18 protein-coding genes are annotated in these 19,827 nt (G+C 46.1%); 14 read left to right on the top strand and 4 right to left on the bottom strand.

Features of this window, described 5'->3' with window-relative positions; translation table 11 throughout:
• The first annotated feature begins 94 nt into the window (after positions 1–94).
• Complete coding sequence (locus tag B4F99_RS15245; protein WP_214854648.1) at positions 95–880, top strand: inositol monophosphatase family protein; 786 nt, start codon at positions 95–97, stop codon at positions 878–880.
• Positions 881–921: 41 nt separating this feature from the next.
• Here B4F99_RS15245 and B4F99_RS15240 read toward each other — a convergent pair whose 3' ends face one another.
• The gene (locus B4F99_RS15240) at positions 922–1,092 is read right to left on the bottom strand and encodes a DUF5325 family protein (protein WP_214854647.1); all 171 of its coding nucleotides are present in this window, start codon (positions 1,090–1,092) and stop codon (positions 922–924) included.
• 184 nt (positions 1,093–1,276) lie between these two features.
• Between B4F99_RS15240 and typA the strand changes: the two genes are divergently transcribed.
• The 3 genes from typA to B4F99_RS15225 all read left to right on the top strand — a co-directional run bounded on the left by typA (position 1,277) and on the right by B4F99_RS15225 (position 4,721).
• Positions 1,277–3,124, top strand: coding sequence for a translational GTPase TypA (gene typA, locus B4F99_RS15235; RefSeq protein ID WP_035406711.1), 1,848 nt, complete (start codon positions 1,277–1,279; stop codon positions 3,122–3,124).
• A 26-nt stretch (positions 3,125–3,150) separates the two neighbouring features.
• Positions 3,151–3,504 (top strand): YlaH-like family protein, encoded by a 354-nt coding sequence (locus tag B4F99_RS15230; RefSeq protein WP_058264776.1) that lies wholly within the window; start codon positions 3,151–3,153, stop codon positions 3,502–3,504.
• Between the two features lie 122 nt (positions 3,505–3,626).
• Positions 3,627–4,721 carry a PQQ-dependent sugar dehydrogenase gene (locus B4F99_RS15225; protein ID WP_290759410.1) on the top strand — a complete coding sequence of 365 codons (1,095 nt, stop codon included), beginning with the start codon at positions 3,627–3,629 and terminating at the stop codon, positions 4,719–4,721.
• Between the two features lie 43 nt (positions 4,722–4,764).
• Here the strand turns inward: B4F99_RS15225 and B4F99_RS15220 are convergent, their stop codons facing one another.
• On the bottom strand, positions 4,765–4,968 hold the full coding sequence (locus B4F99_RS15220; protein ID WP_029342171.1) for a YlaI family protein: 204 nt from the start codon (positions 4,966–4,968) through the stop codon (positions 4,765–4,767).
• Between the two features lie 117 nt (positions 4,969–5,085).
• Here B4F99_RS15220 and B4F99_RS15215 point away from each other — a divergent pair, with 117 nt between their 5' ends.
• Both B4F99_RS15215 and B4F99_RS15210 read left to right on the top strand, forming a co-directional pair.
• Complete coding sequence (locus B4F99_RS15215; RefSeq protein ID WP_214854646.1) at positions 5,086–5,538, top strand: hypothetical protein; 453 nt, start codon at positions 5,086–5,088, stop codon at positions 5,536–5,538.
• 40 nt (positions 5,539–5,578) lie between these two features.
• A complete protein-coding gene (locus B4F99_RS15210) occupies positions 5,579–6,895 on the top strand; it encodes a PhoH family protein (protein ID WP_290759407.1) in 1,317 nt (438 codons plus the stop codon).
• Positions 6,896–6,933: 38 nt separating this feature from the next.
• Here B4F99_RS15210 and B4F99_RS15205 read toward each other — a convergent pair whose 3' ends face one another.
• Positions 6,934–7,395 carry a hypothetical protein gene (locus B4F99_RS15205; protein WP_214854644.1) on the bottom strand — a complete coding sequence of 154 codons (462 nt, stop codon included), beginning with the start codon at positions 7,393–7,395 and terminating at the stop codon, positions 6,934–6,936.
• Positions 7,396–7,517: 122 nt separating this feature from the next.
• Here B4F99_RS15205 and B4F99_RS15200 point away from each other — a divergent pair, with 122 nt between their 5' ends.
• The 4 genes from B4F99_RS15200 to B4F99_RS15185 all read left to right on the top strand — a co-directional run bounded on the left by B4F99_RS15200 (position 7,518) and on the right by B4F99_RS15185 (position 13,997).
• The gene (locus tag B4F99_RS15200) at positions 7,518–7,796 is read left to right on the top strand and encodes a YlaN family protein (protein WP_023468835.1); all 279 of its coding nucleotides are present in this window, start codon (positions 7,518–7,520) and stop codon (positions 7,794–7,796) included.
• 71 nt (positions 7,797–7,867) lie between these two features.
• Complete coding sequence (locus B4F99_RS15195) at positions 7,868–9,139, top strand: FtsW/RodA/SpoVE family cell cycle protein (protein ID WP_214854641.1); 1,272 nt, start codon at positions 7,868–7,870, stop codon at positions 9,137–9,139.
• Positions 9,132–12,566: a pyruvate carboxylase gene (locus tag B4F99_RS15190; protein WP_290759400.1), complete on the top strand. Its 3,435-nt coding sequence runs from the start codon at positions 9,132–9,134 to the stop codon at positions 12,564–12,566. The genes B4F99_RS15195 and B4F99_RS15190 overlap by 8 nt, the downstream gene beginning before the upstream one ends.
• 75 nt (positions 12,567–12,641) lie before the next feature.
• Positions 12,642–13,997 (top strand): cryptochrome/photolyase family protein, encoded by a 1,356-nt coding sequence (locus tag B4F99_RS15185; protein WP_290759397.1) that lies wholly within the window; start codon positions 12,642–12,644, stop codon positions 13,995–13,997.
• Positions 13,998–14,044: 47 nt separating this feature from the next.
• Here the strand turns inward: B4F99_RS15185 and B4F99_RS15180 are convergent, their stop codons facing one another.
• Entirely contained in the window at positions 14,045–14,938 is an 894-nt protein-coding gene (locus B4F99_RS15180) for a COX15/CtaA family protein (RefSeq protein WP_214854636.1), read from the bottom strand.
• A 324-nt stretch (positions 14,939–15,262) separates the two neighbouring features.
• On the opposite strand from B4F99_RS15180, the gene cyoE reads away from it, so the two are divergent.
• From cyoE to B4F99_RS15160, 4 genes are all read left to right on the top strand, one after another.
• Positions 15,263–16,195: a heme o synthase gene (cyoE, locus tag B4F99_RS15175; protein WP_214854635.1), complete on the top strand. Its 933-nt coding sequence runs from the start codon at positions 15,263–15,265 to the stop codon at positions 16,193–16,195.
• A 64-nt stretch (positions 16,196–16,259) separates the two neighbouring features.
• Positions 16,260–17,291, top strand: coding sequence for a cytochrome c oxidase subunit II (coxB, locus tag B4F99_RS15170; RefSeq protein WP_081780348.1), 1,032 nt, complete (start codon positions 16,260–16,262; stop codon positions 17,289–17,291).
• Between the two features lie 35 nt (positions 17,292–17,326).
• Positions 17,327–19,195 (top strand): cytochrome c oxidase subunit I, encoded by a 1,869-nt coding sequence (gene ctaD, locus B4F99_RS15165; RefSeq protein ID WP_052018991.1) that lies wholly within the window; start codon positions 17,327–17,329, stop codon positions 19,193–19,195.
• Between the two features lies 1 nt (position 19,196).
• Entirely contained in the window at positions 19,197–19,826 is a 630-nt protein-coding gene (locus tag B4F99_RS15160; RefSeq protein WP_029342161.1) for a cytochrome (ubi)quinol oxidase subunit III, read from the top strand.
• The last annotated feature ends 1 nt before the right edge of the window (position 19,827 follow it).

Here is a 19,827-nt window from a genome sequence, read left to right as displayed (position 1 = left end):
AAATATCACTACTTCAACCAGCGAATCGTTCGCTGGTTTTCTTTTTTTGTTACTATAGAAGAAGCTGGAAACGATGATGAAGGAGTGAAGGAAGATGCAAATCGAGTTGGATGCGATAGACTTGATCAAGCGAGCAGGGAAATACATTCGCGAAAAGATTGATGTGTCGTATCACATTGAACAGAAAACCGGAAAAAGTGATTTAGTGACGGAGATTGATCAAGCCGTCGAGGATTTATTGATTAAAGGTATTCTAGATCGCTATCCGGATCATCATATTTATGGTGAAGAGGGGCGCATCGCTCGACCCGATACACTCGAAGGTACGATTTGGTTCGTTGATCCGATCGACGGAACAATGAACTTCATCCGTCAAAAGCGAATGTTCGCCATCTCAATTGCGATCATGATGGAAGGGGAATTACGGTACGGATTTGTTTATGATGTCATGGCTGACGAGCTATTTCATGTCATCAAAGGACAAGGGGCTTATCAAAACGGTATTCGGTTACCTCAACTGACAGAACGGAGCGTTAAGGAAGCGATCATCTGTATGAATGCTACCTGGGTGACGCCGAACCGTCGAATTAACACGGATCGTCTTGCTCCACTCGTGCGACACGCAGTAGGTGTACGAGCGATTGGTGCAGCTTCCCTTGAACTCGCATGGACGGCTGCCGGACGCGTTGATGGATATATCACGATGCGTAACATGCCTTGGGATTATGCAGCCGGTCAGTTATTGATTGAAGAGCTTGGTGGACGTGTTGGGACGATTACCGGAGAGCCGATGTCGTTTCTCGAGCAAACGAGTGTATTAGCAGGGAGCCAGACATTCGTTGAAGATGTATTGACGTTCGTACAAACACAAGAGGGTTGAAAAAAGGTCCTTTCGTTTAAAAACGAAAGGAACCTTCCCAGTCATGTTTGTTTGCGCAAACGTGCCTTTAAAACGAATCCGGCACCCATCGCAACTATCATCAAGACGACAGAGGCAATCGTCATCGCTACGTTTTGTTCCGCGATGAAAATGCCGATGGCTGCCATGGATCCTACTGCAAGCATGGCAAGTAACAAAAATAGTAGACGCATGTTTTTTCCCCCTCTACCCGTGAGTACGTTAACAGTGTAGCGTGAATGAAGAATAATGAAAAGGCTTTCGAGATGATGTCGAATCTTAGTCATTGCCAATTAGGACTCTACCTGTGCTATACTCTTAAAGTTGACCGAAAGTATGATAAGATTTATTTAAATGAATAGAAAGAGGTACACACCTATGACAACTTTAGTACGAAATGATTTACGCAACGTTGCGATCATCGCTCACGTTGACCATGGTAAAACAACATTAGTCGATGAGCTTTTAAAACAGTCTGGTACGTTCCGTACGAACGAACAAGTCGAAGAACGCGCAATGGACTCAAATGACATCGAGCGGGAACGTGGAATCACGATTCTTGCGAAAAACACTGCAATCGACTACAAAAACACACGCATCAACATCGTTGATACGCCAGGACACGCCGATTTCGGTGGAGAAGTTGAGCGGATCATGCGTATGGTGGACGGCGTCATCCTCGTTGTCGATGCACGTGAAGGCTGTATGCCACAAACACGTTTCGTTTTGAAAAAAGCACTCGAGCAAGGACTTCAACCAATCGTCGTCGTCAACAAAATCGACAAACCGATGGTCCGTCCTCTTGAAGTCGTCGACGAAGTCGTAGATCTCTTGATCGACCTCGGCGCTGACGAAGATCAACTCGAATTCCCAGTCGTTTATGCATCGGCAGTCAACGGCTCAAGTTCATTTGAACCTGAATTAGATAAACAAGAAGATACAATCACGAACGTTCTTGATTTAATTCTTGAGCATACACCAGCACCTGTCGATAACACAATGGAGCCACTTCAGTTCCAAGTTACGATGCTTGACTATGATAACTACCTCGGACGGATCGGTGTCGGTCGTGTCTTCCGTGGCGAAATCAAAGTTGGCGATAGCGTTTCACTTTCAAAACTTGACGGTTCAACGAAGAACTTCCGTGTCACGAAGTTGTTCGGTTACTTCGGTCTAAAACGTGTCGAAATCGAAACTGCAAAAGCAGGAGACTTGATTGCGATCGCTGGTATGGAAGACATCAACGTCGGTGAAACAGTTTGCCCGACTTCACACGTTGATCCACTCCCATTATTACGTATCGATGAGCCAACGCTTCAAATGACATTCATCGTCAACAACTCGCCATTCGCTGGTCGTGAAGGAGATCTCGTTACTTCACGTAAAATCGAAGAGCGTCTTGAAAAAGAACTCGAAACAGACGTTTCACTTCGCATCGAAAACACAGACTCACCGGACCGCTGGATCGTTTCTGGTCGTGGGGAGCTTCACCTCGGGATCTTGATCGAGAACATGCGCCGTGAAGGATACGAAATCCAAGTATCTAAACCGCAAGTTATCATCAAAGAAGAAGAAGGTGTCAAAGTCGAGCCATTCGAACGCGTCGTCATCGATACACCAGAAGAGTACACAGGTTCTGTCATGGAATCGATCGGTCTCCGCAAAGGTGAATTGACGAACATGCAAACAATGGACAACGGTCAAACAAAAATGGAATTCATCGTTCCTTCACGTGGTTTGATCGGTTACCGTAACGAATTCCTTTCTGCTACACGCGGATACGGAATCATGAACCACACATTCGAAGAATACCGTCCGTTCATCCAAGCGGATATCGGTGGACGTCGTAGTGGAGTTATGGTCTCAATCGAAACAGGTAAAGCAACTGCTTACGCGATCTCAGCTCTTGAAGACCGCGGAACGATCTTCATCGAGCCTGGTATTGAAGTATACGAAGGTATGATCATCGGCGAATGTAACCGTGATGTCGATCTCGCTGTCAACGTCGTTAAAGCAAAACAATTAACGAACATGCGTGCATCTGCAAAAGATTCAACAAACGTTCTTAAACGTCCACGTGTCTTCTCACTTGAAGAGTCGTTGACATTCTTGAATGAAGATGAGTACTGTGAAATCACACCACAATCGGTTCGTCTCCGTAAACAAGTCTTGAACAAAAACGAACGTGAAAAGCAAGAAAAACGTCGTCGTCTAGGTAAAGATTGAGTCTTGAACGAATAGGGGGATTGGCAATGAATGCACAAGCTGCCGTTGCTTCTGATTTTCCGAAATACGATATTCCGTTCATCGCGAAACTTCTCGGTGTCGGAAGTGATCCGAATAACATCGAAACGGGATTTTATCCTTTAATGATCACTGTCGTCATCTTGACGCTTGTCGTCTTTAAGTTAGGATTTGCAAAGGAACTAGCATGGTGGAAATCACTGATCGTCTATCTCTTGCTCGCCGTCTTCTCGGCAGCATTGACGCTTGTCTTCTGGACATGGCCGATTCCTGAAGTACTCCTTGCGATGGTCTTCGTGCTTGGTATTTATCGCTTCCGGATGTGGATGGTCAAGCGTGAACGTGAACGGACAGCTTCTTGACGGAAGCATGTCATGAATCAAAAGAACGAATCTCTTCGGAGGTTCGTTCTTTTTTTGTGCTAATTCAGATGCATGATTTAAAGCGTAGCGGGAACAGGGATACTAAAAGGGGGGAGAAAACAGTGAAAATAAGGTATGTCATACCCCTGCTGTTAGCGGGTATTCTGATCGGCTGTACACAAACGTCAGAAGAATCGTCAACAAAGGAAACCAATCAGAAGACACAAAAAAACAATCAACAGGATTCAGGTAATCAAGAAGATACGCAATCATCACAAACGCAAGAAGGAGTCGTATTTAAAGAGCTAAACGCCCCATGGAATATCGTTCGCGAAGGAGAGACTTTTTATATTACAGAGCGCGAAGGAACAATCGTCAAAGGAAAACAAGGTGATTATGAGAGGATGCGCTTGCAACTGAAGAAAGATGTAATTGCTGAAGGAGAAAGTGGATTACTCGGTATGGTACTTGACCCTGATTTTAAGAACAATAAGACGGCATACGTCTATCATACGTATGCAAAACAAAATCAAGCGACCAATCGTGTCATTGCAATCAAAGAAGAAGGCCATCAGTGGGTCGAAGAGCGTGTGTTACTCGACGATATTCCGGGAGCGACGATTCACAACGGAGGACGACTTGAGTGGGGTCCAGAAGGTGCACTCTACGTCACAGCAGGAGACGCAGCAAATCCTGAACTGGCGCAAGACATTGATTCATTGGCAGGAAAGATTTTACGCATCACATCTGAAGGAGAACCGTTCAAGGGGAATCAAAAAGGATACGTCTACAGTCTCGGTCACCGGAATCCACAAGGACTTGTTTTCGTCGATGATCAACTGTATGCAAGCGAACATGGGCAAAGTGGGCACGATGAGATCAATCGAATCGAACAAAAGAATTATGGATGGCCGACGATTGAAGGGAAAGAGCAAGCAGACGGACTGGTGACGCCGTGGTATGAAGTAGGAGAACAATCTGTTGCACCAAGTGGAGTTGCAACAGCAGAGAATACACTTTATTTTGCAACACTTGTCGGGCAACGATTACAAACCATCGATCTAGAGACGAAGCAAGTCAAGACGATTGTCGAAAACCAAGGTCGGATTCGCGATGTCTGGATTGACGAGACATCGATTTACTATATTACAAATAATACGGACGGAAGAGGGAATCCATCGGCAGATGATGATCGATTGGTTCGAATCAATCGATGAACAATAAAAGGTCTGTCAGGGAATTTTCCCGCAGACCTTTTGTTTACCAGTGTTTTCGTTTCGTTTCCCAAGTCGGGTATAAATGGAATTGTCCAGAAGCGTGGCGTTCAAGTGTCCGTTCTTCTACGCGTGATCGACACTCATCACAGATATGGACACGAACAGGTTTATTGCGTAATCGCTTCGCCGTGAAGGACCAATCATCAATCGTTTCACGCTTATCGCAAATCGTACATTTCACTCGCATGTCAGGTCCTCCCTTTTTTTCTTAGTATATCATATTAGAAGATTATTCAGATGTAAAAAAGGGAAACGAGAAGTATATCTCGAAATATCATCACTAAGTCGTAGAGGGGGTGATGTCATGGCAAATAAAGTTGAACAACAGCTTAACTCAGGTCAACTAGAAGCACTATCGCAATTACCACTCGTTTTTTTGATTACGCATGATCAATCCAAACATTGGCCCATCACACATGCAATCAGTTGGGTACATGCGACGGATTCGCAAACGGTTCGTTTTGCAATCGAAGCAGATTCTCATCTCGTTAAAACATTACGAGAACATCCGGTCTTCACGTTGATCTTTTTTGCAGATCAGTCGACGTACAGCTTAACGTGTACGGACGTCAAGGCGTTTACGCCGCAAGAAGACCTTCCGTTGCCACTCGCTTTTTATGAGGGACGCGTTGAGGAGGTGCGTGACATCTTGTTTTACGGAGCAACTGTCACACAACGACCGACTATCGAAAAAACATACGATGAACAGGCAGCCGAACGGTTGGATCAACTCGTTCATCGCATCCTAAAAGCGTAACATTCATCACAAACTCGACTCTAAAGGGGCGAACGATGGAATGAAAAAAATATACGTACTTGATACCAATGTCATGCTTCATGATCCACTTTCTCTTTTCCAATTCCAGGAGCACGACGTCGTCATACCAGCGATCGTACTAGAAGAACTAGATGGAAAAAAACGCAACATGGATGAGGTTGGACGTAATGCACGAGAAACAGCTCGCATCTTAGACCAATTACGGGAAACTGGTCAGCTTCATGCGGGAGTGCCACTCGGAAACGGTGGCATTCTTCGCGTCGATATTGGGGACTCCATTCATGAAGGTTCGCCGTTTACGCATGAATCGAACGATAACAAGATTATCGAGCTCGCATGGTCGATTCATCGGGAACAACAAACTGAAGCGACCCCACGAGATGTCATTCTCGTCTCAAAAGATATCTTAGTCCGCGTCAAAGCGGATGCGTATGGATTAGTCGCTGAGGACTATATGACGGATCATATCGCTGACTTGACTGGTCTTTATACAGGATTCATCGAAGTGACCGTCGATCAGGAATATATCGATGCTTTCTATCAGGATAAACGACTTTCAGTTGATGTATTGCCGGAAAAAGTGCAACCGAATGAATTCATCATTCTAAAAAGTAATATGTCAAAAGCCTCTGCGATTGCTGTCGTTGATCAGAATTTGCCGATCATCCGGGCACTTTCGATCGATGTTGATCAAGTCTGGGGTGTTATTCCCCGAAACGTTCAACAACGGATGGCGTTTGAGTTATTACTTCGAGACGATGTACCGCTCGTTACACTCGTTGGGAAGGCAGGTACCGGAAAGACATTACTTGCACTCGCTGCGGGGCTCCTGCAAGTAGAAGACGAGCATAAATATAAAAAACTGGTCGTTGCTCGTCCAGTCGTGCCGATGGGAAATGATATTGGCTACTTGCCAGGTGAGATGGAGGAAAAGCTTCGTCCGTGGATGCAACCGATCTATGATAACCTCGAACATCTCTTTAATACGGGATCAGGAGACGAACTTGGTAACATTCTCGCGGGAATGAAGACGATTCAACTGGAAGCGTTGACATATATTCGAGGACGGAGCATGCCGGGGCAATTCATCATTATCGATGAAGCGCAGAATTTGACGAAACATGAAGTCAAGACGATTTTGACACGTGTCGGTGAAAACTCGAAAATCGTGTTAGTCGGGGATCCGCAACAGATCGATCACCCGTATTTAGATGAATATTCGAACGGTTTATCCTACGCCGTAGAACGCCTTAAAAATGAGAAGATGACGGGACACGTCAAACTCGTCAAAGGGGAACGCTCGAATCTGGCGCGCCTCGCAGCCGACTTATTATAAAAAACGTGGTGCGTCTATTCTGGCGCACCACGTTTTCCTTATATGACGGTAACCGTGTGAATAGATTTGACGATCCGTTGTCCGTGCAACAGGTGAACGGGTCCATCTGATAACACTTTGCCGTCTTGTGAGAACTGCAGGTACACTTCGTCGAGTTTCTCAAGTGGAAGTTCGACCGTTTCTTCACCTTCGAAACGAATAGCGGTCGCTTCCGGTAAGAGTTCAGCATTCCGGATGAACGGTGCGAGCGCCATGGCGAATGACCCTTGAAGCGCGGCTTCTTTTTCAGCGCGTGTCATCGGACGATTATGATCCGTACGACTGCCTTCCATGATGCCTTTATCCCACGCTGCCCCCATTTTCGCGTAGTACGCCTCTTGTTCGCTCGTATCTGCTGGTTGGCCAATCTTCTCAATCGCAACCTTTCGTTCATCAAAGATCCAAACTGTCGGATCAATCGTCAACTGGTGCCGTACTTTACCGTTAATCGGAAAAATCATTGTTATACCCCCTAAATGTGTAAGTCCAACAAATCCATTATACCGAAACGTTGAATTGTTGGCGAAAGTAAGGTAAAGTTTAGCTATAACAGGAACGCGTCATTTGATGAGGAGGGATTGGATTGTCAACTGAAATCGAGACAGTTCATCGCCAGCGCGCTCTTGAGCTACTAGAAGCGGATGCACAAAAAATCCGCCGGTTGATCGAGGTCCAGCTTGCGAATTTAACGATGCCACAATGTCCTCTTTACGAGGAAGTATTGGATACACAAATGTTCGGATTGTCCCGTCAGATTGATTTTGCGGTACGTCTTGAACTGATTGATGCGGGTGAAGGGAAACAGTTGCTCGAATCACTTGAACAGCAATTATCTGATTTACATGATGCGGAGACGTGCTGATTTTCTACTCAAACGTGAAATGCGGCGTTTGGGTATTTTTTTTTAGAAAACGAAAAAAAGGACGTGTACATATGTTAGCGAAGTTTAAAGAAAAACGAGCATTTTTTGACTACGGTCTCTTCTTTACGATGCTCATCCTCATGGCGATCAGTACAGTCATGGTCTATAGTGCCAGCGTGTGGAACGGTGGCGATTATGCGAATACGTCCTTCTTTGAGAAGCAGTTGATGTTCGATGCGATGGCCATCGTGCTGTTCCTTTTAGTTTCGCAAGTGAATCATGAAGTATTTCGTGGACCAATCATTCGTTTACTCTTGTACGCGATTACATGGTTGATGCTGATGGCAACACTATTTTCGGTTCCCCTAAACGGAGCTCGCGCCTGGTTGAACTTCGGTATCTTCTTGATTCAACCAATCGAGCTTTGTAAATTCGTGCTCGTCGTCGGGCTTGCCAGTTATTTTGATCAAAAGCACAAAGGAAAGATGGATGGCGTGATTGGGATTGTCCATCACTTCATCCATCGTCAAATTCCAGCGACGTCCCCCGGAAAACGGATTTTACTTAGTTTCTCGGACTGGATCTTGATTCCGATGGTCGTATTACTTGCACCTTACGCGATCATCATTCGTATGCAACCGGATGACGGCGGATTATTCATTCTGTTACTCATCACGGCGATGATTTTATTTGCAGTAGGATTACCGAGTGGTTACATCATGTTATGTGTCGTTACCGTTCCGATCATCTTCTTGTACGCATGGAACAATTTTTCCGATAATCAGATGCAACGGATTCAAGCGAGTTTGAATCCCTTTCTTGACGCAGAAGGTAAGGGATATCAGCTCATCAACTCCGTCATATCGATTGCCCATGGGGGATTGTTCGGAGTGGGTCTTGGGAATAGTTTTCAAAAGTATGGTTATCTGCCAGAACCTGAAACCGACTACATCATGTCGATCATCTCGGAAGAACTCGGCTTCATCGGGGTCCTTGTCGTACTCGGTCTATTGTTTTACCTGATGATTCAAGGGGCGATCATCGCTAACCGGTGTGTCTCACTTTACTCGAGCATGCTCGCACTTGGGATTTCCGGTATTATTTTCATCCAGACATGTATCAATATTGCAGCCATGTCTGGTCTGTTTCCAGGTACAGGTGTCACCTTGCCATTCATCAGTTACGGTGGGTCATCGTTACTCGTCATGAGTACGATGCTTGGTGTAATGGCAAACATTTCTATGCAAAACAAATATCGGGTGGCTTATCATAAAGAAGTGCAAACTGCACGTTCGATGAGTGCCACGAGCTCATTAACTAAAGGGGGAGCATCAGTTGACTAAAATCCAGAAGATTCTCGTAGCAAACCGCGGGGAGATCGCGATTCGCGTTTTCCGTGCAGCGACGGAACTCGGTATTCGTACCGTTGCTATTTATTCACGAGAGGACATGGGTTCTCTTCATCGTTATAAAGCCGATGAAGCGTACCGGATCGGAGAAGGAAAAAAACCGATCGAAGCCTACCTCGACATTGAAGATATCATCGCAACAGCGAAAAAAGCCGAATGTGATGCGATCCATCCTGGTTATGGATTCCTCTCTGAGAATATTGAGCTAGCCAAACGTTGCCGCGAAGAAGGAATCATCTTCATCGGGCCGCAAGAAGATCACCTGTATAAGTTCGGAGATAAGGTACGGGCACGGACGACTGCAATTGAAGCGGGTCTTCCTGTCATTCCAGGAACAGATGGTCCGATCTCATCAATTGATGAAGCGTATGCGTTCGCAAAAGAAGCAGGCTATCCACTCATGGTCAAAGCATCGCTTGGTGGTGGTGGACGTGGTATGCGTGTCGTCCGGACAGAAGAAGAGCTTTCAGACATGATTGAACGAGCGAAATCTGAAGCTTTAAAAGCATTCGGTTCGGATGAAATTTACGTTGAAAAATTAATCGAACGACCAAAACATATTGAAGTCCAAATCATCGGGGATGCACATGGAAACATCATTCATTTGTTTGAACGAGACTGTTCCGTACAACGACGTCACCAAAAAGTCGTCGAAGTGGCGCCATGTGTCACGCTTTCAGAAGAAGGGCGTAAAAAGATCTGTGACGCGGCTGTCACGTTGATGAAACATGTCGGATACGAAAATGCGGGTACGGTCGAATTTCTCGTCACACAAGATGAATCGTTCTATTTCATCGAAGTCAACCCACGTGTACAAGTCGAGCATACGATTACGGAGATGATCACAGGCGTTGACATCGTTCAGACTCAAATCCGTGTTGCTGAAGGCGAATCGTTACATAGCGACCTTGTCGGCATTCCACAACAAGAAGAGATTAAGATGCTTGGTTTTGCGATCCAGAGCCGAATTACTTCAGAGGACCCAGAAAACGGCTTCTTGCCGGATACAGGTAAGATTAAAGCGTATCGTTCACCAGGCGGCTTTGGTGTACGTCTTGATGGTGGGAATGCCTATGTCGGAGCAGAAATTTCACCGTATTATGACTCGTTGCTCGTTAAAATCTCGACGCACGGTTTGACGTATGACCAAGCGGTCGCGAAAATGCGTCGAAACTTAAGTGAATTCCGGATTCGTGGTATTAAGACGAACATCCCATTCTTGAGCAATGTCTTGAAACACCACGCGTTCGTCAGCGGCGATTACAATACATCGTTTATCGATGATACACAAGAATTATTTATCTTCCCAAAACGTCAAGACCGGGGAACGAAGCTGTTGACGTACATCGGAGAGGTTTCCGTTAATGGATTCCCGGGAATCGGAAAACTGGACAAACCACTTGCGCGTGACGTCCGAATTCCAAAAAATCTTCCGGCAGACTACACGCCAGGCGCAAAAGCGATCCTTGATGCAGAAGGTCCGGAAGCTGTCGCGAAATGGTTGAAAGCACAAGACAACGTTTTGTTGACGGATACGACATTCCGTGACGCTCATCAATCGTTACTTGCGACACGAATGCGGACGAAGGATCTCGTTGCGATCGCAGAGGCGGAAGCGAAACTGCTTCCTGAATTGTTCTCAGTCGAGGCATGGGGAGGGGCAACATTTGATGTTGCGTATCGATTCTTATCAGAGGATCCATGGGTTCGTCTGATGAAATTGCGTGAAAAGATGCCGAACGTCCTGATTCAAATGTTACTCCGCGGTGCGAACGGCGTTGGTTACAAGAACTATCCAGACAATGTCATCCATACCTTCGTCAAGGAAGCGGCGCAAGCGGGAGTCGATGTCTTCCGAATTTTCGACAGCTTGAACAACCCGGAATCAATTCAACTCGCCATCGATGCGGTCTTGCCAACAGGTAAAATCGCGGAAGCAGCTGTCTGTTACACAGGGGATCTGTTCGATGCGAATCGTCCGAAATATCATCTGCCGTATTACGTCAATCTGGCGAAACAACTGGAAGAGAGCGGTGCTCACATCATTGCCATCAAGGATATGGCGGGTCTCTTGAAACCGGAAGCAGCCTATGCGCTTGTATCGGCACTTAAAGATGCAGTATCGTTACCAATCCATCTTCACACCCATGATGCGAGTGGAAACGGGATTTATACGTATGCGCGTGCGATCGATGCCGGGGTCGACGTCGTTGATGTCGCGGCATCAAGTATGTCAGGACTGACGAGTCAGCCAGCGGGTGGTAGCTTGATTCATGCCCTAAGTGGTCATCCACGTCAACCACTCGTCTCAGCACAGAAGTTCGAACAGATTTCGGACTATTGGCAGGACGTGCGTCATTTGTATCAAGCATTCGAACTTGATATGATCGCACCAAATCCAACCGTCTACGATCATGAGATGCCGGGTGGACAATATTCGAACTTACAGCAACAAGCAAAAGCGGTCGGGCTTTCGGATCGTTGGTCTGAAGTCAAAGAAATGTATGCGCGTGTCAACATGTTGTTTGGCGATATCGTTAAAGTCACACCGTCGTCGAAAGTCGTTGGAGACATGGCGCTCTTCATGGTCCAACATCATCTGACGGAAGAAGACATACTGCACCGAGCAAGTGGACTTGACTTCCCGGATTCAGTCGTTGAACTGATGAAGGGCGAACTCGGAACTCCGCCGGACGGTTTCCCGCAAGAAGTACAACGTGCCATCTTGAAGGGAGCTGCTCCGTTGACGGAACGTCCTGGTAAGATGATGCAACCTCTCAACTTTGATGCAATAAAAAATGAGTTGTTTGAGAAACTTGAACGACCAGTCACTGAATTTGATGCTCTCGCTTACGCGCTCTATCCAAAAGTCTTCATGGACTACAGTTCATATGTCGCGCGATATGGCGATATCTCGGTTCTTGATACGAATACATTCTTCCACGGTATGCGCCTAGGCGAAACGATCGAGGTCGAAATTGAACGAGGGAAGACACTATATCTCAAGTTGATTCAAATCGGTCAGCCAGACGATCACGGGATGCGGACAATCTATTATGAAATGAATGGTGTTCCTCGTGAAGTCGAAGTCAAGGACATCAGTATTAAGGAAAGTTCATCAAGCCGTCCAAAAGCAGATCGAAGTAACGCAAAACAGATCGGTGCGTCGATGCCGGGTAGTGTGCTGAAGGTACTCGTTGAGACAGGCACTCGTGTCCGTAAAGGAGAACAACTTCTCGTTACGGAAGCGATGAAGATGGAAACGACGATCCAAGCACCAGAAGACGGTGAGATCAAAGCCGTCCATGTTAAAGAAGGCGAAGCTATTGCGAGTCAAGACTTATTGATTGAATTCGTATAAGGTCACAATGAAAAACAGGCGCACGCTCGGCGGGCTGCCTGTTTTTCATTCAATATGTAATGGGAGAGGATACGGTTGAACATTATTTGTTGGATTCGAAGCGATTTTCGATTACAAGACAACCACATGTTGGCACGTGCGATTGAATTACTGAAGGAAAATCCAAAAGCGACAGTCGAGTTCGTCTTTTGGCTCAATCCAGATTACATTGGAGAATATGAAGCGCGGCAACAATATTTCTTTCAAGCGCTCGAATTGTTTTCAGATGATTGTAAAGAAAAAGAGATGCCGATTCGCTTCATCGAAGGCGATGAACAAGCTTTCTTAGATGCAACCAATGATGCGGACGTTCTGTTATTCAATGCGGAATATGTCGAACCATTCAAGGCGCGGGATGAGAGAATCATCAAAAAACGTAAGGAACGACAAACGGAGCGCTTGTTAGACCGGCATCTGCTCCATCCACATGACATTAAAAAGCAGGATGGAAAGTTCTATAAAGTATTCACGCCGTATAAGAATGCGTTCATGAAAAAAGAAATTCCAACACCCTATGATGTGAAGTGGCAAACGCTACGGGATCATTATCATAAGCGCCAGCACACTAATAGTTTCATTGATGCCTATTTTAAAAAGGCACAGTCTGATGCGGCATTTCATCCGGGTGAGAAGCAAGCGAAACAACGCTTAAAGAAATTCATCGAGCAATCGCTTGAAAACTACGAAGAGAATCGTGATCTTCCAGCGATGGACGGTACGAGTTTACTCTCACGTTATCTACGGACCGGTGAGATCGGGATTCGAACGGTCTATGCAGCTATTCAAGATGCAAAAGAATCGAAAGGGAAGCAGACATTCATCTCCGAACTCATCTGGCGTGAGTTCTATTACATGATTTTAATGCACTTCCCGGAATCGAAACGACAAGCGGTCAACACCCAGTACCGAGAAATCAAGTGGGAAGAAAACGAGGACGGATTCAAGGCTTGGTGTGAAGGGAAAACCGGCTATCCGATCGTCGATGCAGCGATGCGTCAATTGAACCAAACCGGTTGGATGCATAATCGTCTGCGGATGATTGTCGCGTCGTTCCTGACAAAAGATCTATTGATCGATTGGCAAAAAGGGGAACGTTATTTCCAACAGAAACTCGTCGATTATGAAGCGGCTTCGAACATCGGTGGTTGGCAATGGGCGGCATCGGTCGGGACGGATGCCGTACCGTACTTCCGAGTCTTCAATCCGACGACACAATCAAAGAAGTTCGATAAGGACGGAGAGTTCATTCGGCAGTATGTCACGGAAATCAAAGATCTGTCGAAGCAATATATTCATGAACCGACGCAGCAACAACGAGAAGACTCTGGATACCCAGAACCAATCGTTGCACATGATGAAGCGCGAAAGCGTGCAATCGCTCGATTCAAGTAATGAAAAAAGGATATTCCTCAGCGGAGGAACATCCTTTTTTTACGACCTTATTGAAGACGGCTATTTGCTTTACGTGTTCGGAATGCATGATACGTCAAGTAGGATAAGACACCGAAATAACACGTAATCAAGAAGGCGTGCAGTAACGGTACATATGTTGCATGTCCACCGAGAACGATCCAAGCACCTGTAGCAACTTGACACGAGATGAAGAACGTCGCGAATGCCATGCCGATTTTCGTCGTCCGGTGTTTTAAGCGAATGGCTGTAATATGAACGAACAACGTGTAGAGGAATAATAGCCCAGCCATGATTCGGTGAATCATTTGGACCCAGGCTTCGAACGTCATCGACGGTTGGGAACAAACGGGCCAACCCACACACGCATATGTAGCGCCAACATGGCGAACGTAAGCACCAGTATAGACGACGATCAGCGTGTAGACGAGCAGACCGTACAAGAGCTTCCGCAAGAATGCTGGGACAGATTCCCTGAATTCCTGACCAGGACGCTCCATGATCAATATCGTTAAAATCAATAAGGCAGCAAAGGAAATCAAGGAGATACCAAAATGTAACGCCATGACGAGATCTGATTGTTGCCAAACGACAGCTCCTGCTCCGACGAGGGATTGAATCAACATGAAGATGAAGGCAAGAAATGCAAAAATCTTCGTATCTAATCGATCCTTAAAGGCAACGAGCGTCCAGAGACATAAGGCGATGATTAGGAGTCCAACGACTCCGGTCACAGCGCGGTGACTATATTCAATCATCGTTTCAACACTTGGGTTCGTCGGGATGAGTTCCCCATGACAGAGTGGCCAATCTGTTCCGCAGCCATCTCCCGAGTCCGTTTTTGTGACTGTCCCACCCATCAGCAAGACGATCATCATCGTAAACGTGACGAAGGCTGAAAACATCGAAAGCTTTCGATTCAAGATTTGGACACCACCTTTCTAAAAAATACGAAATACATGGATTTCCATAGGACTAGTATCGCATAAAAAGTCTCGAAACGCTTGCAATCTTTTAGAACAACGCTATTCTAGTATTAGGTAAATATGGTGAACTGTGATGAAAATCACATAGATTTCACATTTTGTTCATTATGTCGAAAGTATTTTCATACGTCACGGTCCTAAATATGTGGTATCTTTTATAGAGAAAAGGGCGTTTCGTGGCATGTCTGTGTTATTTCTGTGAAGAAATTACGTGAAGCCTAGGTGCTACACGGAAGCAGATGGTGAAAAGGAGGGAACAGCATGGCGAAAGTTACTGGAGAGGCACTGGATATGGCAATCGAGCAGGCGGATCAGCCCACATTCAAGGACTATGTCACCCTAGCAAAAATGGGGATCGTCCGTGCCAATCTGATTACGGTCTTCGCAGGGTATGTCGTAGCGGCATCGTACATAACGGATGATGTCCTATTGTATCTATGGCAAACCAAGTGGATGTTACTGTGGACGCTTCTCGGGAGTGGATTAGTCATTGCCGGAAGTTGCTACCTCAATAACTACATTGACCGGGACATCGATTATAAGATGGAACGGACGATGGGAAGACCAAGCGTTACTGGGAAGATGGATGGACAGCGAATACTCGCGCTAGGACTCGGGATTCTTGCGACCGGTACGGTATTGTTGTTGATCGTCAACCATGTGGCGGCAGTTTTCGGATTGATCGGATCATTCGTTTACGTCGTGATTTATACGATGTGGTTAAAGCGAACACACACGATCAATACAGTCGTAGGTGGTATATCAGGAGCTGTGCCACCAATCATTGGATTTGCGGCAGTCACTCCGACGCTTCACATTGATGCGTGGATTTTATTCCTCATCATGTTCGTGTGGCAACCACCACATTTCCTCGCACTCGCGATGCGACGGACAGAGGAGTATCGGGCAGCAGGTATCCCGATGTTACCTGTCGTAAACGGATTCGCGATCACGAAACGACAAATTGTATGGTGGATTGCAGTACTTATTCCATCATCACTCCTCTTAGCACACTATGGCATCATCTACATGATCGTCATGGCATTGCTCGGTGGATATTGGCTCTATATGGGACTGAAAGGTCTGAAGATCCAAGATGAACAAGCCGAAATCAAATGGGCGTCGAAGATGTTCTTCTTCTCACTGTTTTATTTCACGGCTTGGATCGTGACGGTCGTACTCGTTTCTTTCTAAAACGATTTGACATAATTCACGTACACCATTACGAAAGACAAAATTGGGGACAAAGAAAGTGGGGATGGTTGTGAAAAAATCAGTAAAAATGCTCTTCCGGCTTCTTCCAATCGGCTTGATGGCACTCATGTTATCAGGTTGTGGAATTCCGGAATTGTCTGCGCTACAGCCTCGCGGAGAAGGCGCTGAAATGCAACTTGAGATCATCAAGCTTAGCTTGTGGGTCATGTTGTTCGTCCTTGCGATCGTAGCCGTCATTTATATTTACGTACTTATGAAATTCCGTCGTAAATCAGGTGATAACACGGTTCCGAAGCAAGTCGAAGGGAACCACACGCTTGAAATCATCTGGACAGTTATTCCGATCCTTCTCTTGATCGTTCTTGCAATTCCGACGATCAAAACAACGGTTGAACTTGCGGATGCAAAAGAAGCGAAGAAAAACGAACAAATCAACGTTACAGCGAACCTTTACTGGTGGGAATTCGAATATCCAGACAAAGGTGTTTCGACAGGACAAGAACTTGTCATCCCAGTCGGTAAACGTGTTGCGGTTAACTTGACGTCTAAAGACGTCATTCACTCATTCTGGGTACCGGCTCTTTCTGGTAAGACAGATACAAACCCAGGTCTTGATAACGAAATGTGGTTACAAGCAAAAGAAGCAGGCACGTACTACGGTAAATGTGCCGAGTTGTGTGGTCCTTCTCACGCATTGATGGACTTTAAAGTCGTTGCGATGGAGCAGGATGACTACGACAAATGGTTGAAAGACATGAAATCTGCAAAAGAAGCAGAAACAAAACAGCTTGATAAAAAGAATGAAAAGAACTGGACGACTGGTGAGCAAGTCTACGCCCAGAACTGTCTCAGCTGTCATGGCGGCGGGAAAGTCGCACCTAGCTTGACGAACTTCGGTGATCGTCAGCGTATCGCGGGTTACCTCAAGCATGATAAAGAAAACCTCGAAAAATGGATTCGCGATCCACAAAAAGAGAAACAAGGTACAAAAATGCCTGGATTCTCTGAAGATAAGATCAGCGATGAAGAATTGAGCGAATTGGCAGATTATCTATTGGACAAAAAGCTCCAATAATTTTTTAAGGGGGAATCATAGTGGGGACACATACTATGGGTATGCCGCAGAAAAAAAGCGGCATCATGGACTGGCTAACGACAGTCGACCATAAGAAAATCGGGATTCTCTACATCATCTCTGGATTGTTCTTCCTTCTAGTTGGTGGCGTAGAAGCCCTAATGATTCGTTTTCAATTGATTAAACCGATGAACGATTTCGTCAGCGGTGAACTTTTTAACCAATTGATCACGATGCACGGTACGACGATGATCTTCTTGGCAGCGATGCCGATGTTGATCGGTTACATGAACGCAGCAGTACCGCTTCAAATCGGAGCACGCGATGTTGCGTTCCCATTCTTAAATGCACTTGGTTTTTGGTTGTTCTTCTTTGGTGGAGTCTTACTGAACCTTTCATGGTTCTTCGGCGCTGCGCCAAACGCAGGGTGGACAGCTTACGCACCACTCTCGACAGTACCAGAGTCGCTCGGTGTTGACTTCTACTCACTCGGGTTACAGATTTCTGGTTTCGGTACACTCATGGGGGGGATCAACTTCCTCGTTACGATTTTGAACATGCGTGCACCAGGTATGAAACTGATGCGGATGCCGCTCTTCACATGGACAGCATTCGTTGCTTCTGCCTTGATCGTTTTCGCATTCCCACCACTTACGGTTGGATTGTTCCTCTTGACGTTCGAGCGACTCTTCGGAGCGCATTTCTTTGACCCGGCAGCGGGCGGGAACATCGTCATCTGGGAACACCTCTTCTGGATCTTCGGTCACCCGGAAGTTTACATCTTGATTTTACCGGCATTCGGTATCTTCTCTGAAATCATCCCTACCTTTGCTCGTAAACGTCTCTTCGGATACACGACGATGGTCTTTGCGACGATGTTGATCGGTTTCCTCGGATTCATGGTATGGGTTCACCACATGTTCACAGTCGGTCTCGGTCCGGTTGCGAACGCGATCTTCGCAGTAGCGACGATGGCGATCGCTGTACCGACAGGGGTCAAGATCTTCAACTGGCTCTTTACGCTATGGGGCGGGAAGTTGACGTTCCCAGTCGCGATGCTTTATTCGGTCGCCTTCATTCCATCATTCCTTGTTGGTGGTATGACAGGGGTCATGCTTTCAGTAGCACCTGCCGATTATCAGTACCACGACAGTTATTTCGTCGTTGCCCACTTCCACTACGTTATCGTTGGTGGGGTCGTCTTTGGTCTCTTCGCAGGTCTTTACTACTGGTTCCCACTCATGTTCGGGAAACAACTCAACGAGTTCTGGGGTAAAATTCAATTCTGGTTGTTCTTCATCGGCTTCCATTTGACATTCTTCCCACAACATATTCTTGGTCTTACAGGTATGCCACGTCGTGTCTTCACGTACTTGCCAAACCAAGGCTGGGAAACAATGAACTTACTTTCTTCAATCGGTGCAGCCTTCATGGGTGTGTCGACGATCATTCTCGTCATCTCGATCGTTGCCGCATTGATGTCAAAAGAATATGTAAAACGCGACGTATGGGGCGATGGACGTACGCTTGAGTGGACACTTCCTGTTCCAACTCCAGAATACAACTTCGCACAAATTCCACTCGTCAAAGGTTTAGATACGTACTGGCTCGAAAAAATGGCAGGTAACAAAACAGTCTCTGTTTCGGAAGAAGTCGGTGATATCCACATGCCGAACAACTCGATCTTGCCGTTCGTTATGTCAGTCGGTCTGTTCCTTGCAGGTCTTGGATTCATTCTTCGTCTAGATTACGGTACTGTCGGTCTGGTCATTGCCTTGATCGGTCTTGCGATGACATTCATCGCGATGTTCTTCCGTTCTTGGATCGACGATGAAGGATACTACATCCCGAAATCAGTCGTCGAAGAAGATCTACGCCTTGAAGCAGAAAAGGAGGCGAAGTAAGATGGGTCATCATTCAGTACCAAACAACCCGATCACGGGTATTCCGGATCATGTTGAAAAAGCAACACTTGAGGGTAAGAATAAATATGTAGCCTTCTGGTTCTTCCTTGGAGGAGAGACGACTTTGTTCGCCTCTCTCTTCGGAACATACATCGGACTTCATAACTCCGGTGCTAAAGAAGGTCTACGCAGTTATGACATCTTCGAAATGGGTCTCGTCTTCATCATGACGATGCTCCTCTTGACAAGTTCGTTGACAAGTGTTCTTGCGATGATGGCGATGAAACGTAATGATGTCAAGAAGATGAAAATGTGGTTGATTATCACACTTGTTCTTGGACTAGCATTCTTAGCGGGTGAGATTTATGAGTTCAATCACTACTACCACATCGGTCATACATTCACGTCGAGTGCATTTGGTTCTGCCTTCTACACTCTCGTCGGTTTCCACGGTGCGCACGTCTTATTCGGTCTTCTTTGGATCTCGACATTGCTCATCCGCAACTGGAACCGTGGCATCACGGTCGTGAATGCGCCGAAGTACTATGTTTCAAGTCTTTACTGGCACTTCATTGACGTCGTCTGGGTCTTTATCTTCTCAGTCGTCTACCTCATGGGGATGGTGAAATAAG

Source organism: Exiguobacterium sp. UBA3491 (assembly GCF_002377745.1).
Lineage (GTDB): Bacteria > Bacillota > Bacilli > Exiguobacteriales > Exiguobacteriaceae > Exiguobacterium_A.
This window is presented reverse-complemented; position numbering and strand designations above follow the sequence as displayed.

Bases quoted from the DNA above. Each gene is read 5' to 3' on its own strand.
- ctaD (WP_052018991.1), top strand. From the start codon at position 17,327: ATGGGTATGCCGCAGAAAAAAAGCGGCATCATGGACTGGCTAACGACA.
- coxB (WP_081780348.1), top strand. From the start codon at position 16,260: ATGGTTGTGAAAAAATCAGTAAAAATGCTCTTCCGGCTTCTTCCAATC.
- B4F99_RS15160 (WP_029342161.1), top strand. From the start codon at position 19,197: ATGGGTCATCATTCAGTACCAAACAACCCGATCACGGGTATTCCGGAT.
- B4F99_RS15220 (WP_029342171.1), bottom strand. From the start codon at position 4,968: ATGCGAGTGAAATGTACGATTTGCGATAAGCGTGAAACGATTGATGAT.
- B4F99_RS15195 (WP_214854641.1), top strand. From the start codon at position 7,868: ATGTTAGCGAAGTTTAAAGAAAAACGAGCATTTTTTGACTACGGTCTC.
- B4F99_RS15230 (WP_058264776.1), top strand. From the start codon at position 3,151: ATGAATGCACAAGCTGCCGTTGCTTCTGATTTTCCGAAATACGATATT.
- B4F99_RS15240 (WP_214854647.1), bottom strand. From the start codon at position 1,092: ATGCGTCTACTATTTTTGTTACTTGCCATGCTTGCAGTAGGATCCATG.
- cyoE (WP_214854635.1), top strand. From the start codon at position 15,263: ATGGCGAAAGTTACTGGAGAGGCACTGGATATGGCAATCGAGCAGGCG.
- B4F99_RS15210 (WP_290759407.1), top strand. From the start codon at position 5,579: ATGAAAAAAATATACGTACTTGATACCAATGTCATGCTTCATGATCCA.
- B4F99_RS15245 (WP_214854648.1), top strand. From the start codon at position 95: ATGCAAATCGAGTTGGATGCGATAGACTTGATCAAGCGAGCAGGGAAA.
- typA (WP_035406711.1), top strand. From the start codon at position 1,277: ATGACAACTTTAGTACGAAATGATTTACGCAACGTTGCGATCATCGCT.
- B4F99_RS15205 (WP_214854644.1), bottom strand. From the start codon at position 7,395: ATGATTTTTCCGATTAACGGTAAAGTACGGCACCAGTTGACGATTGAT.
- B4F99_RS15215 (WP_214854646.1), top strand. From the start codon at position 5,086: ATGGCAAATAAAGTTGAACAACAGCTTAACTCAGGTCAACTAGAAGCA.